The following is a 13,610-nucleotide window of genomic DNA, read 5'->3' on the forward strand; positions in this document are numbered from 1 at the left end:
TCCGGATCACGAGGAGCCGCCATGTCCCCCCGCACCCCCGCAGTGTCCCGACGCACCGTCACCAAGGCCGCGGCGGCCGCCTCGTTGGCCGTCCTGTTCGGGGCCACGGCCGCCACCGGCCGTGCCCGGGCTGCGACCCGGCTCGGACCGCGCACCATCGACGTGTCGGTGTCCTCCGCCGCCCTGGGCCGCAGCGCGCCGGTGCGGCTGATCCTGCCGTCGTCCTTCGACACCCGGCCCGGGCGGACCTACCCCGTCCTCTACCTGCTGCACGGCGCCCACGACGACTACACGTCCTGGACCCGGGAGACGGACATCGAGGCCTTCACCGCGGGCCGGGACCTGATCGTGGCGATGCCGGACGCCGGTCCCACCGGCATTCCCACCGCGTGGCGCAGCGGCCCGAACTACGAAGCCTTCCAGCTGCAGGAAGTCCCGGCACTGCTCGCACGCGACTACCGGGCCTCCGGCGTCCGGGCCGTGGCCGGGGTCTCCACCGGCGGATACGGCGCCATGGCACACGCGGCACGCCACCCGGGCATGTTCACCGCGGCGGCCTCCTACAGCGGCATCCTCGACACCACCGCACCCGGCGTGCCCACCCTCATGGACGCCATCGTGGCCCGCGAGAACCTGGCGCCCCTCTCCCTCTGGGGCAATCCCGTCCTGAACCTCCTCACCTGGCGCGACTTCAATCCACGGGCCCGCGCGGAAGGGCTACGGGGCACCGACCTGTACGTCTCCGGCGGCAGCGGGGTGGCCGGCGGCACCGGTGACTGGCTCCCCGAGGCGCTGGAGAGCGCCCTGTGGCTCTCCGCGCACAGCTTCACCGGCACCCTCGCCCGGCTGCGGATCCCGGTGACCGCCCACTACTACGCGGGCGGAGGGCACAGCTGGGAGTACTGGAAGCGGGAGTTCACCGCGTCCTGGCCGATGCTCGCCGGTGCGCTGGGACTGCCGGAGTGATGTCGGTGCCGTCGGGGCACGGAACGGAGCGCAAGAGCCGACCGTCCAACACAGGACATCCCGCTCGCCCCACGGGAAACAGTGCGGGGGTGAGCCGGTTCCGGGTGAAAGGAGTGTCCGCGATGGCCGTCCCCACCCCCCACGGCGTGCCCACCGGCACGGCAGTCCCCCATGTTCCGCCCGATCTGGCCGAGTTGCTGCGCGCCCGGCTCGAGGAGGTCGCCGACGAGGTGGAGGAGGAGGTCCGCAGACAGGTTCCCGAGTACGCGCGCCCGGCCGACGGGACCTACCGCCGCAACCTCCGAGCCGGGGTGGTGATGGCGCTGACCCTGTTCGTCGACCACATCGCCGACCCGCGCGGCCAGGGCGACGCGATCGCGGCGACGTACTACGAACTCGGGCGCGGCGAGGCCCTGGAGGGCCGCAGCCTGGACGCACTGCAGTCGGCAGTGCGCATCGGCGGGCTGCACGCCTGGCGGCTGATGGGCCGTACTGCGGAGGAACTCGGGCTGGACTCCACGGTCGTGGCCGCGCTGGGCGAGCTCGCGTTCCGGACCGTGCACGAGGTGGCCGAGGCGGCGGCGGCCGGTTATGCGGAGGCGCAGCTGCGCAGCACGGACGAGCTGGAGCGGCGCCGCGGGCGCCTGCTCGACCTGCTGCTGGGCGACGGGCCGGTGTCCCTGGAGACCGTGCAGGACCTGGCGCACGGCGCCCGCTGGTCGGTGCCGCGGCACGTCGCCGTCGTGGCGCTCGCAGCCACCCCGGATCAACGCGACGAGGACCGGCCCCTGGTGGGGGCAGGCGCGCTCGTGGACATGGAGTCACGGCCACCGCGAATGCTGGTCCCCGATCCGGACGGCTCGGGCCGCTTCGGCGGACGGGCGTTCGCCCTCGCCCTGCGCGGCCGGCCGGCCGCTGTCGGCCCGACGGTCCCGCTCACCGCGGCCGCGCAGTCGCTGCGCTGGGCCGTCCGTGCCCTGGGGCTGATGGGGCGCGGGATCCTGCCCCGGCAGGGTGTGGTGCGGTGCGCCGACCACCTGTCGACCCTGCTGCTGCACAGCGACGAACCGCTCCTCGCCCAGCTGCAGTCACACGCCCTCGCCCCGCTCGACGCGGTCTCCGAGGGGCAGCGCGCCCGGCTCGCCGAGACACTGCTGGCCTGGCTGCTCAGCGGCAGCAACGTGCCCGATGTCGCCGCCCGGCTCCACATCCACCCGCAGACGGTCCGCTACCGGCTGCGCCAGCTGGAAAAGCTCTTCGGCGACGCCCTGCACGACCCCGGCATCCGTCTGGACCTCATTCTGGCCCTGCGCGCCGAAGCATTGCGGGACCAGGAAACACTCACCACGTAATAGCTTTCCCCTGAATATCACAGGCTCACGTCGGCAACAAAAAACGAGGAACTTCTGAATTCCCGCCCATAACACCCCGTCAGGAAACGCGAATACGTTCGGGATCGTCCTTTTCCGCAGGCGCATCATGCGTCCGAACCGCAAAGGATCCCCATGCGTATCCGCTTGTGCCTCGCCGCGCTCTCGCTGGCCGGCGGGGCCGGACTGGGCACTCTCTCGGCACCCACGGCAACCGCCGCCGCCTGCACGGACATCGACGTCGTCGCCGCCCGCGGCACCTTCGAGCCGGGGACGCTCGGCGCGATCGTCGGCGACCCGGTGTATTCCGCCCTGCAGAAGAAACTGACGGGCAAGAACCTGTCCAGCTACAAGGTGAACTATCCCGCGGACCTTTCCCTCACCTCGGCGGCGCAGGGCAACGCGGACCTGGTGAACCACGTCAGGAGCCAGGCGTCCGCCTGCCCGAACCAGCGGTTCATTCTCGTCGGCTATTCGCAGGGCGCGAACGTCGTCGACAACTCCATCGGAATCAGCAGCGACGGCGCGGTCGTCGGCAGCCCCATCGTGGCCACGATTCCCGCGGCGCTGGAACCGAGGGTCGCCGCGGTGCTGCTGTTCGGCAATCCGATCCGGGCCCTCGGCAAGAGCGTCACCGGTACCTACCAGAGCCGCACCATCGACTTCTGCGCCAAGGGCGACCCCATCTGTGAGAACGGCGGGGGCGACGTCCTCGCGCACCTCGGCTACACCGCCGACGCGGACGCGGCGGCCGCCTTCGCCGCGGGCAAGGTCTGAGCGGCAAGCGGCGGCGCCCGGGAGGAGTGGATCCTCCCGGGCGCTTCGCCATGCGGGGTCGGTTACTGCGGTGAACGGGCGAACCCGGCGAGGCTGGTGGAGACGGGCTCGGGCCGGCCGTCGTTCTGCACGGCCGCCGCGGTCAGCACGTCGAGGTGCTGGTAGCCATCGGCGACCACGGGGTGCAGATCGGCCGGGATGCGCCCCGCCAGCAGTCCGTCGCCCGCGAGCACCGTGAGCGTCGGGTTGGCGGTGAGCCCCTCCGGATGCACGACGAGCTGTTTCACCTGCGGTGATCCCGCCAGTTCGAGGTCGGTGACCAGCTTGGTCGGGAAATACTGCTCGGTGAAGTCCAGCGGCTGCTCGGCCAGGCTGCGGGCCAGCTCCTGTACGTCGGTGACCTCCTTGCCGGCAGCGGTGAACGGCGTCCCGTCGGCCGACCGGTGACCGGGGTCGTCGGGATCGCCGACACGGTCGTAATTGCGCCACGTGTACAGCGGCCCGTGCGGCCGGTCCGGGATGGCCTTGTACTCGACGCCGAACAGCCCCGGCTGCTGCGCACTGCCGTTGGCGGCGGGGAAGTTCTTGTCGGCGATCGGCCCGCCGTCGAAGAAGCCGACACTGCTCTGCAGGAACGCCAGCGGAACCGAGTTGTCGTCCAACAGGGCTCCGAGCACTGCCGCGTTGGTGAGCCGGAAGTCCTTCACCGCGGGTGAGCCGGTGAGGAAGGTGGCGGTGTCCTTGGAGAACAGGAAGCGGTTGGTCGCCTCGATGTTGGTGTTGGAGGGCAGGTAGCCCGGCAGGTCGGCCTCGCCGTCCGGGTCGCGCACGGCGCCCAGGCCCGCGATGGCCAGCAGGGTCATGGTCTCGGGATCGAGCAGGACGGGGGCGGACAGGGAGCGCGACAGCACTCCGCTGTCGAGGCCGGCCTGCACGACACCGTAACCGAGGCCCACGTCGGGCAGGTCGGTGTCGTCCGGGATGCTGCCGCTCAGATCGCCGAGCGAGGTGGAGACGGTGGTGTCGAGGGCGAAGTAGCCGGCGCACTGGTTGTGTCCGGCGTCGGTCGTGGTGGCGCGGTCGCCGTCGAAGTCGGCGGCGGCGAAGTACCCGGTGATCACGCCGCCCAGCGAGTGCCCGCCACACAGCACCTTCCGCTTGCGCAGCCCCTGGTCGGGCAACTCGGCGGCGAGCAGGTCGTACTGGTCCCGGACCGTCTGCCCGATACCCAGCCTCGCCATCCACCCCAGCCGGTCGTTGCCGACGAACCCGGGGAAGGTGCGGCCCTCGACCTGCTTGCCACGGTAGTAGTAGTCGACGGCGGTGTGCTGGTCCCCGGAGGCGATGCCGGTGCGGTCCTCCAGGCAGTTGGAGCGCCGGTCCAGCGCCCAGAACTCGATGTGCCGGCCCTGCTCGGCGGCGCGCGCCACGGTGTTGCGGGCGACGCTGTCGAACGCTCCGGCTCCCTCCAGGATGCCCGGCTGGGCGACGAGGATCCGGTCGGCGTCGGCCGACGCCTCTGGCCCGTCGGTGGCGCGGTAGCGCAGGTACGACAGCCAGTCGCACGCCGCCGGACGGTCTCCGAAGGAGGCCGGCAGCGGCACCTTGACCCGCACCACCGATTCGCTCACCCCGGCGACCGGACTCGACGACGCCACGGCCGTCTCGGTCCGCGCGCTCTCGCGTGGTGCCTGCGGGGCGGCCGCAGTGAGCGCCCCGGTGGTCAGCAGCACCGCCAGCGCGACGCTGCGCCACGTTCTTCCTCCGCTGCGACTCGTGTTCATAGCCGGGACCGTACGGCCGCGAGAACCGCCCGATCGGGCCGTGCTCACAAGAACTCAGCAACCGGTGGCGCCCTTGTCACCAACGGCGAAGCCATCCGTAAGCCACCTGGGCAGGAGTGTGTGATCCGGTGGTCCCGGGGGACGTGGAAACCGAGGCGACCGCGGACCTGAGCGAGCCGTGAAAGGAGGGTCCGTGATGGCAAGAGCCGAACCGCCTCCCACGGCCGTCGGCCGACCGGACTCCGGTCCGCCGCAGGGCGTGCCCTCCCAGCCGAGCGGGCTGCTGGACCTCCTCGGCGTCACAGCGGTGCTGCTGGACGCGGACGGACGGATCGTGCTGTGGAGCCCGCAGGCCGAGGAGCTGTACGGCTACACCTCCGCGGAAGCCCTCGGACAGTACGCAGTGCGACTGATGGTGCACAAGGAGCACTGGGACTGGGTGATCAAGACGTTCGGCGGGGTCATGGAGACCGGCCGGAGCTGGGCGGGCACCTTCCCCATCCGCTGCAAGGACGGCAGCACACGGCTGGTGGAACTGCGCAGCATGCGGCTGCAGAACGACCGCGGCGAGTTCTACGCCCTCGGGCTCGGCATCGACTCCCGCACACTGCGGGAGCTGGAGCGGGACGTCGCCCTGTCGACACGGCTGATCTCCCAGTCCCCCATCGGCGTGGCGATCTTCGACACCGACCTCAGGTACGTCGCCGTCAACCCCGCGCTCGAGCGCATCCACGGTCTTCCCGCCGCGGAGCATCTGGCCCGCCCCTATCGCGACGTCATGAGCGCTCCCGAGTTCGCGGAGGTCGAGGCCGCGATGCGGCAGGTCCTCAAGACCGGGGTCCCACTGGTCGACCGGTCCCCCGTCGTCGGCCGCAGCGAGGCGGACCCCGACCACAAGCACGCCTGGTCCGTCTCGGTCTACCGGCTGGAGGACACTCAGGGGCGTGTGCTCGGCGTGGCCGAACTTGCCGTGGACGTCACCGAGCGCTACCACTCGGCTCTGGAAGCCACCGAGACACGCCGGCGTCTGGCCCTGATCGCCGACGGCTCCGCCCGCATCGGCACCACCCTGGAGGTGGGACAGACGGCCCGGGAGCTGGCCGAGGTCACCGTTCCCGCCTTCGGCGACGTGGTCGCCGTCGACGTCCTCGACTCCGTGCTTGCCGAGCGCCAGCCCGCCTCCCGCGAGGGCCCGACGCTCTTCCGCGCCCTCGCGGTGAAGGCCGCCTACCGCACCGACGCCGCCCTCGCCACCGATCCTCCCGGCCACGTCGCCGCCTACGACGCCGACCGCCTGGCCTCCCGGTGCGTGCGCACCGGACGGCCCATCCTGGTCGGCCACGCCGACGGAAACGACCTGACGGCCATCGCCCGCGACGAGCACGGTGCCACGCTGCTGGCCCGCGCCGGCGCGCACTCCTACATGGCCGTCCCCCTCACCGCACGCGGCACCGTCCTCGGCTTCATGGGCCTCACCCGCGCCCGCGATCCACGGCCCTTCGACGAGGACGACCTCGCCATCGCCACCGAACTGGCCTCCCGCGCCGCGGTGTGCATCGACAACGCCCGAGCGCACCAGAGCGTGCGCAACGCCGCCGAGACCCTGCAGCGCAGCCTGCTCCCCGACCCCCCGCCCCGCCTGCCCGGCCTGCAGGTCGCCTCCCGCTACCTGCCCGCACAGGCCGCCTACGAGGTCGGCGGCGACTGGTACGACGTGCTCCCTCTCGACGGCGACAAGACCGCCCTCGTCGTGGGCGACGTCATGGGCAGCGGCATCGAGGCCGCCGCCGCCATGGGCCGCCTGCGCACCGCCACGACCGCCTTCGCCGACCTGGACCTCGAGCCCGCCCAGGTCCTGCAGCACCTCGACACGACCACATCGCGCCTGGAGCAGTACATCGCCACCTGCATCTACGCCGCCTACGACCCGCACCGCGGCGAATGCCACATCGCCAACGCCGGCCACCTGCCCCCCGTCCTCGTCGCCGACGGCCGGCCGCCGCGTCTTCTCACCCTGCCGACGGGCACCCCACTCGGCGTCGGCGGCGTCCCCTTCGAAACCACCACCATCGCCTTCGGCCCCGGCGACCAGCTGGTCCTCTACACCGACGGTCTGGTCGAAACCCGCCAAGACCCCCTCGACGCGCGCCTAGACACCCTCCTCCACCTCCTCGACACCCCACGCGCCCCCTTGGAGGAAACCTGCGACCGGCTCCTCCACACGCTCCGGCACCCCGAGGACCACGACGACGTCGCCCTGCTGATCGCCTGCGGCACGGACGTGAACGCCGGGTGACTCGGAGGCGGGCGGCTCACCCCGGTACCAACGTCGTGAGGTGGCCGGACAGGGCCTCCGCGATACCGGTGAGGGGGAAGCGTGCGGCGAGGTAGCCGTCCGGGCGTACGACGAAGCCGGTGGGCCCTTCGGGGCGGTAGAGCCGGGCGAACTCCCCGGCGGCGTCCCGGTAGGCGGGGACGGCGAGGATGTCGGCGGCGCTCGGAGCGGCTTCGCGGGCGAGCACGGCGACGGTCCGAACAGCGGTCCCGGGGGGCGTGCGGGCGGCCTGGGCCAGGTCCGCGAGGTGGGCCGCGTACAGCAGCACCACGTGTCCTGTGCGCCCGCGCAGGACGTCGAGGAGGCGCAACGGGTAGGCGGCCACGGGGGCGGTCAGCCCGGCGCAGTCGGGGGCCCGGTCGCCGGGCTGGGGCGCGTCGGGCGGGCCGTACGGCGTGCCGGAGAGCGGGCCGCCCCGGTAGCCGACGAGCAGCTGGGCCTCGCGGAGCATCAGGGTCCGCGGGTCGTCGGGATCCGCCTCCATGCCGCGCGTGGCGTGCCGCACCGTCCGGCCGACGACCTCCTCCCCGACCGGGCGGCGCTCGGCGTCGTAGCTGGCGAGCAGGGCAGGCCCGGCCTCCCCGCGCACGACGAGCGCGAGTTTCCAGGCCAGGTTGCAGGCGTCCTGAATGCCGGTGTTCATGCCCTGGGCACCGGTGGGCGGGTGGATGTGGGCGGCGTCGCCCGCGACGAAGACACGTCCGTCGGCGTAGCGGTCGACGATGCGGTGACTGATTCGGAAGACGGAGGACCAGCGCAACCGGGAGAGGACGGCCGGCCTGGGCGCGAGGCGGTCGACGACGGCCTGGAGGTGCGACAGCTGCGGGGCACGGCCGCCCTCCAGGCCGTGCGCCACACCGTCACCCTGCTCGGCTCCCCGGCCGGTCGCCCGTGTGGAGAGTTCGGGCGGGACCAGCATCGACATGCGGTAGCGGCCCCTGCCGGGCAGCGGGATGCAGACCAGCACATCGTCCGTGGAGCCGTCCTCGGCGCGATGGCTGGACCGCACGCCGTATCCGTGCGGCACGTCCCAGTCGGCCTCGACATCCCCCAGCATGTACTCCTCGGCGAATGCCGCGCCCTCGAAACTGAGGCCCAGCCCCTTGCGGACGACGCTGTGCGCTCCGTCGCAGCCGATCAGATGGCCGGCCCGCACCTCCTCCTCCGCGCCGGAGGCGGTCCGCAGCCGGGCGGTGACCCCGTCCTCGTCCTGCGTGAACGACAGCAGTTCGGTGCCGCGTTCGATCACCGTTCCCAGACCGGCGACGTACTCCTCGAGGATGCGCTCGGTCTCGTACTGCGGCAGCGCGGCGAATCCGTACGGCACCTCGGGCGGCAGCGAGAGATCGATCCGCGCCCGTTCCCGGCCGTTGACATAGGTGAGCTGTCCGCGCAGGACAGCGGCGCTCTCCAGGACGGTGCGGGCCAGACCCATCCGGTCCCAGATCTCCAGCGTGCGCGGCTGGATGCCGACCGCCTTGGCATACGGGAGCCGGGCCGGCAGCCGGTCGACGAGACGGCAGCGCACTCCGTACCGTCGAAGCTCGGCAGCCGCGCTCAGGCCCACCGGGCCGGCGCCCGCGATCAGTACGTCGGTTGTACGGCTGTCCGTCACGGGAGCCTCCCAGTGCCTGACCCCGGCCCGGTCCCGTACTCCATGGTCACCCGGCACAGCTCAGTCGGCGAGCCGGCCGAGGTGTGCGGTTCTCTGGGTTCCTACAGCGGAACGCTGACGACGGTCGACGACGTCGTCGGGTCCGACCAGTCCGAGTCGAACCGGGCGTTGACGACGTAGAGACGGTCGCCGTGGACGGCTGCCGTGGTGGGTTCGTCGAAGCGGGGGTCGGTGATGCGCTTGACGAACGTTCCGCGGGTGCCGTCGTCACTGAGCCTGAACACATCGATGGCGTAGGACCAGTTGCGTACGACGTACAGTGCGCGGCCGTGGACCACGAGGCCGTCGCCGTTGCTGACCGGCCCGCTGTCCAGGGCGGTCGCGGTGGCCTGTCCGCTGCGTGGGTCGACACGGTAGAGCGCCGACACGTTGTCGTTCACGACCAGCAACGCTTGGTGGTCCGGGGTCAGTGCGATGCCGTTGGCGCCCCAGTACTCTCCGCCGGGCGGTGTGGGCGCCCAGGCGCCGCCGAGCGGCAGTCGGCGCAGCGGGGAGGCGCTCGGCAGGGACGGGCGCAGGGGCAGGTGGAACAGGACGTCGTTGAACGAGTCGGTGAACCACGCCCCGCCGCAGCCCACGACGACGTCGTTCACGAAGGTCGTGCCGGTCTGCGCCCGCCAGGATGCCAGCAGACGGCCGTCGCGCCGGTCGACGACGCGGACCTCACCGCTGTCGCCCCCGGCGACGAGCAGTCTGCCGTACGGATCGACCTTCAGGCCGACCGATATCGGCCCCTGTCCCTGCCGGATGATCCGGCCGCGTCCCGTGGCCAGTTCGACCCCGTAGATCGAGCCGTCGAGCAGTGAGCCCGTGTAGGCCACGGCCCCGGGGCCGATGGCGATCCCCTCGGGCTGGAAGCCGGGCGGGGTGGCGATCGTGTCGGGCCAGGACGCGCCCGAGGCGGCCTGCGCATCGGAAGCCGACGGCCCGGCGAGGGCTGCGCCACCGAGCGCGGCAGCGGCGGTGCCGATGAGGCGGCGACGAGTCAAGGAGCGTGCCACAGTGCGGGTCCTTCCGACGGTGGAACATCCGGATCTCTCGACTGACGCTGCCACCTCAGCACACCCCTGAGCGCATGGCGGTACCGCATCTCCCACCATTCACAAGGGAATTGTGGGGCTCCTCTTCTGACTCAAAGAGGAGGCCGCCGGCCACGACCGGAGCGGCCGGGTACCGCCGTACGGCCCACCGCCGCCGCGAGCTTGCGCAGGCGGCGCCAGTCCAGGCGGGGTGGCAGGTCGGGGACGCCGGGGCGTTCACGGGGGACCCGCACGCGCAGGGCACGGCGCTCGATGCGGCAGCGGACGGGAGTGGGCAGGGTCAGGGCCTCGCCGTCGAGACCCACGTCCACTTGCGGCTCGTCGGCGTCGATGACCACCTCATGAGCCGTCGACAGCCCGAAGCTTCGCGGATCCAGCAGCAGTTCGGCAGCCTCGACGGCGCTGTCGACCTTCACCGCGAGGACGCCCAGTCTTCCGGTGTTGAGCCGCTGACGTCGTCCGAAGCCGAAGGGGTCGTCGATCCGGTAGGGGTTGTTGCTCACCAGGACGGCCTGCGGATCGGTGAACGTGACACCGTCGGCGCGGGCGGTCAGGCGCGGACCGCGCTGGCGGGAGAGCAGGTCGGGCAGCAACTGCAGGGCCGTACCCACCTTGTCGTCGCGGTAGCCCGGGCTCTGGACGACCACGCCGTACGCCCCGAACGAGGCGTTGTTGACGAACGGACGGTCGTCGGCGAAGCACAGGTCCACACGGAGTTCCACGCCGTCGGTGAGGGCGTCGAGGCAGGTGGAGGGGTCGTCTCGGTCGAGGCCCAGGTCCATCGCGAAGTGGTTGCGGGTACCGGCCGAGATCACGAGGAACGGCAGGCCGTGCTCCGCGGCCACGGCCGCGACCAGTGCCTGTGTCCCGTCGCCGCCCGCGACGCCGAGGAGGTCCGCTCCGTCCGCCACGGCGGCTCGTGCGAGGGCGGTGACGTCCTGGTGCCGCTCCGGGTCGAGCACGACGACCCGGGCACCGAGCCTCTCGGCCTTTTCCCGCAGGGAGAACTTCTCGACCTTCCCTCCGCCGGAGCGCGGGTTGAGGATCAGGAAGGGGCGCTTCGGGGGCGGCGTGCGGTATTCCTTGACCCGTACCGGCCGCAGGCCCGTGCTGCGCAGTGCGTACCGGCCGCTCCACACCGCCCCGAACCACAGCAGTCCGGAGACGGCGATCACCCAGAGCAGGTTCAGGCTTGCGAACAGCACCACTACGGCGAGCGGGGTGGCGATCGCCAGCAGGATCGCTGCCGCCCGCACCGCTCCGCGACGGGACAGCACCCACCACAGTGCGGCCACGGTGACCGCGAGGCCCGCGAGGCCCGCGCCCAGAAGCAGGAGGCCGCTCAGACCGCCCTGGACGAGAGGAAGCAACGCAGCCGAGGCCGCGGCCACCAGGGCGCCTCTGGCCGCCCAGCTCTGCCGGCGATGCAGCCGCTCACTCTGTGTCGGTCCCACGAGCCCCTCCGGACGGGACCGGCTGCCTGCCGGCCGGCGTCTCCAACAGAACCATCGAAGATCCCTCGCCCTCGGGTCAAGGGTGTTCGAGGGTCTCATGCGGACGTGACGGGGCGAAGGCGGGATACGTCGCTGCGTAGGGTGGAGACCATGACCGAGGTGGAAGTCGTCCAGCTGCTGGTGTCACCCGCACACCGATGTGCCGGGCGCCCCTCGGAGGGGGCGGCCGCCGCTCCGGCCGACGAGCTGGTGTCGGAGGTGGAGGTGCGCCGGGGCCTCGGGCTGGTCGGTGACCGCTACTTCGCCCGGCCCGCCCACCGGAACGCGGCGGTCACCATCATGGCCGCGGAGAGCCTCCCCCTGGACATCGATCCGTCCGGCGATCTCCGGCAGACCCGCCGGAACATCCTGCTGCGGGGCATCGACATCGATTCCTGCGTCGGCTCGACGATCGCCCTCGACTCCGGTACCGGGCCCGTGACGTTCGCGGTGAACCGTCCGGCCCGGCCGTGCGCGTGGATGGACGTCACCCTCGGCCCTGGTGCGCAGCGCGCCCTGCGCGGCAAGGGCGGTGTGCGCTGCACACCTCTCTCGGACGGGGTGATCACTCTCGGAACGGCGACGTTCCGCGTCGTCGGCGAGCCGGGTCCCGGCGGCACCGGGCATCAGCTCTGACTGGCGTGCGCATGGCTGTGGGACACCTCGGGCGGGCAGTGCCGTTTTCGCCGACCGCGGTCGCGCAGCCAGTCGTGCACCGCCAGCCCGAGTGCGCAGAGCACCGGCACGATGCCGGAGCCCACGGCGACCGCGACCGCGGAACGGTAGTCGTCGCCGGTGCCGAGCGCCACGTAGAACAGCCCGGGCAGGGCGGCCGTGCCGATCGCTCCGCCGAGCCTCTGTCCCGTCTGCAGTGCGCCTCCCGCCGCGCCCGCCATCCGCACCGGCACCTCACGCAAGGTCATGGTGACGTTGGGGGAGATCACGCAGCCGCTGCCCAGACCGCCCACGAACAGGGCGGGGGCCGCGAGCCACATCACGGTGTCGTCCGGTCCGAGGCGCAGGACCAACGCGGCCCCGCCCAGCCCCACGGCCACGGCGACGAGTCCGCAGACGGTCAGCAGCCGGCCCAGCCGCTCCACCAGGCGTCCGGCCACCACCGCGGCGGCGGCCGACCCGATGGCGAACGGGGTCACCGCCAGCCCGGACCGCAGGGGTGAATAGCCCTCCCCGTTCTGGAAGAAGAGGGCGAACACCAGCCATACGCCGCTGAAGCCCACGAAGTAGAGGGTGGCGATGGCGGCACCGGCGGCGTAGCCGCGGGTGGCCGTGACCAGCCGGGGATCGAGCAGCGGTTGGCCATGGGCCGAGGCGACGCGCCGCTCCCACCGTGCGAAGGTCACCAGAAGGGCCATGCCCACGAGGAAGAGCCACCACAGCCGCCGTACACCGCCGGACTCCGCCAGGACCAGGGGCAGCATGAGGGCCAGGACTCCGCAGCCGAGCAGTGCCACGCCCGGCAGGTCGAGTCGCTCGCCGCGGCCGGGGGCCACCTTGGGCAGCAGGCGCAGTCCCAGTACGAGGGCGATCGCGCCGACCGGGACGTTGACGTAGAAGATCCATCGCCAGCCCTGTGGCCCGTCGGCGAGCATGAGGATGAGCCCGCCCACGACGGGCCCGACGGCACTGGAGATACCGACGGTGGCCCCGAAGAGGCCGAACGCCCGGCCGCGCTCGGCGCCGCGGAACAACTGCTGGATCAGGGCGGAGTTCTGCGGGGCGAGGCACCCCGCGGCGACGCCCTGGGCCAGTCGGGCCACGACCAGCAGTGTGATCGTGGGGGCCGCGCCCGCGGCCGCGCTGCACGCCACGAAGGCCGTGAGCGCCATGAGGAAGATACGGCGTCTGCCGATCGCGTCTCCCACCCGTCCCGCGGTCACCAGGACCAGGGCGAACGCGAGGGCGTAGCCGGAAACGACCCACTGGATGGCGGGCGCCGACGCGTGCAGATCGCGTTGCATGGACGGCAGGGCCACGGCGACGATCGTCACGTCGAGCAGGCTCATGAACCCGGCCACCAGAGTCACCCACAGCGCCTTCCACCGCCGCGGATCGGTGCCGTCAGCCATGTCCGCCGGGTTGTGTCCCGGTCCGCCCGCCGGTGTCCCAGCGCTCACACGGGCTCCTCTCCGCCGCCGTCGCCCGAGCCCCG

The 13,610-nt window shown here is 72.2% G+C and carries 10 protein-coding genes; 5 read left to right on the forward strand and 5 right to left on the reverse strand.

What is annotated here, in order from left to right:
• Nucleotides 1–21 precede the first annotated feature (21 nt).
• From ABZO29_RS05125 to ABZO29_RS05135, 3 genes are all read left to right on the forward strand, one after another.
• Nucleotides 22–966, forward strand: a complete 945-nt coding sequence (locus tag ABZO29_RS05125) for an alpha/beta hydrolase (RefSeq protein WP_367318917.1) — start codon at nucleotides 22–24, stop codon at nucleotides 964–966.
• A gap of 122 nt (nucleotides 967–1,088) precedes the next feature.
• Nucleotides 1,089–2,318 carry a PucR family transcriptional regulator gene (locus ABZO29_RS05130; RefSeq protein WP_367318918.1) on the forward strand — a complete coding sequence of 410 codons (1,230 nt, stop codon included), beginning with the start codon at nucleotides 1,089–1,091 and terminating at the stop codon, nucleotides 2,316–2,318.
• Nucleotides 2,319–2,471: 153 nt separating this feature from the next.
• Nucleotides 2,472–3,113, forward strand: a complete 642-nt coding sequence (locus ABZO29_RS05135) for a cutinase family protein (RefSeq protein WP_367318919.1) — start codon at nucleotides 2,472–2,474, stop codon at nucleotides 3,111–3,113.
• A gap of 62 nt (nucleotides 3,114–3,175) precedes the next feature.
• Here the strand turns inward: ABZO29_RS05135 and ABZO29_RS05140 are convergent, their stop codons facing one another.
• The gene (locus tag ABZO29_RS05140) at nucleotides 3,176–4,897 is read right to left on the reverse strand and encodes a hypothetical protein (protein ID WP_367318920.1); all 1,722 of its coding nucleotides are present in this window, start codon (nucleotides 4,895–4,897) and stop codon (nucleotides 3,176–3,178) included.
• Nucleotides 4,898–5,093: 196 nt separating this feature from the next.
• Here ABZO29_RS05140 and ABZO29_RS05145 point away from each other — a divergent pair, with 196 nt between their 5' ends.
• The gene (locus ABZO29_RS05145; protein WP_367318921.1) at nucleotides 5,094–7,193 is read left to right on the forward strand and encodes a SpoIIE family protein phosphatase; all 2,100 of its coding nucleotides are present in this window, start codon (nucleotides 5,094–5,096) and stop codon (nucleotides 7,191–7,193) included.
• A gap of 16 nt (nucleotides 7,194–7,209) precedes the next feature.
• Here ABZO29_RS05145 and ABZO29_RS05150 read toward each other — a convergent pair whose 3' ends face one another.
• From ABZO29_RS05150 to ABZO29_RS05160, 3 genes are all read right to left on the reverse strand, one after another.
• Nucleotides 7,210–8,847: an FAD-dependent monooxygenase gene (locus ABZO29_RS05150; protein WP_367318922.1), complete on the reverse strand. Its 1,638-nt coding sequence runs from the start codon at nucleotides 8,845–8,847 to the stop codon at nucleotides 7,210–7,212.
• Between the two features lie 101 nt (nucleotides 8,848–8,948).
• Nucleotides 8,949–9,908 carry an SMP-30/gluconolactonase/LRE family protein gene (locus ABZO29_RS05155; RefSeq protein WP_367318923.1) on the reverse strand — a complete coding sequence of 320 codons (960 nt, stop codon included), beginning with the start codon at nucleotides 9,906–9,908 and terminating at the stop codon, nucleotides 8,949–8,951.
• A gap of 131 nt (nucleotides 9,909–10,039) precedes the next feature.
• On the reverse strand, nucleotides 10,040–11,401 hold the full coding sequence (locus ABZO29_RS05160) for a diacylglycerol kinase family protein (RefSeq protein ID WP_367318924.1): 1,362 nt from the start codon (nucleotides 11,399–11,401) through the stop codon (nucleotides 10,040–10,042).
• Between the two features lie 150 nt (nucleotides 11,402–11,551).
• Between ABZO29_RS05160 and ABZO29_RS05165 the strand changes: the two genes are divergently transcribed.
• Nucleotides 11,552–12,076, forward strand: a complete 525-nt coding sequence (locus ABZO29_RS05165) for a molybdenum cofactor biosysynthesis protein (RefSeq protein WP_367318925.1) — start codon at nucleotides 11,552–11,554, stop codon at nucleotides 12,074–12,076.
• On the opposite strand, the gene ABZO29_RS05170 is transcribed toward ABZO29_RS05165, so the two are convergent.
• Nucleotides 12,067–13,527, reverse strand: coding sequence for an MFS transporter (locus tag ABZO29_RS05170; protein WP_367326049.1), 1,461 nt, complete (start codon nucleotides 13,525–13,527; stop codon nucleotides 12,067–12,069). The genes ABZO29_RS05165 and ABZO29_RS05170 overlap by 10 nt on opposite strands.
• Nucleotides 13,528–13,610: the final 83 nt, after the last annotated feature.

It is taken from the genome of Streptomyces sp. HUAS ZL42, from assembly GCF_040782645.1.
Taxonomy (GTDB): Bacteria; Actinomycetota; Actinomycetes; order Streptomycetales; family Streptomycetaceae; genus Streptomyces.

Excerpts from the sequence above, each read along its gene's own strand:
- ABZO29_RS05145 (WP_367318921.1), top strand. The coding sequence starts at position 5,094 with ATGGCAAGAGCCGAACCGCCTCCCACGGCCGTCGGCCGACCGGACTCC.
- ABZO29_RS05165 (WP_367318925.1), top strand. The coding sequence starts at position 11,552 with ATGACCGAGGTGGAAGTCGTCCAGCTGCTGGTGTCACCCGCACACCGA.
- ABZO29_RS05140 (WP_367318920.1), bottom strand. The coding sequence starts at position 4,897 with ATGAACACGAGTCGCAGCGGAGGAAGAACGTGGCGCAGCGTCGCGCTG.
- ABZO29_RS05135 (WP_367318919.1), top strand. The coding sequence starts at position 2,472 with ATGCGTATCCGCTTGTGCCTCGCCGCGCTCTCGCTGGCCGGCGGGGCC.
- ABZO29_RS05170 (WP_367326049.1), bottom strand. The coding sequence starts at position 13,527 with ATGGCTGACGGCACCGATCCGCGGCGGTGGAAGGCGCTGTGGGTGACT.
- ABZO29_RS05130 (WP_367318918.1), top strand. The coding sequence starts at position 1,089 with ATGGCCGTCCCCACCCCCCACGGCGTGCCCACCGGCACGGCAGTCCCC.
- ABZO29_RS05125 (WP_367318917.1), top strand. The coding sequence starts at position 22 with ATGTCCCCCCGCACCCCCGCAGTGTCCCGACGCACCGTCACCAAGGCC.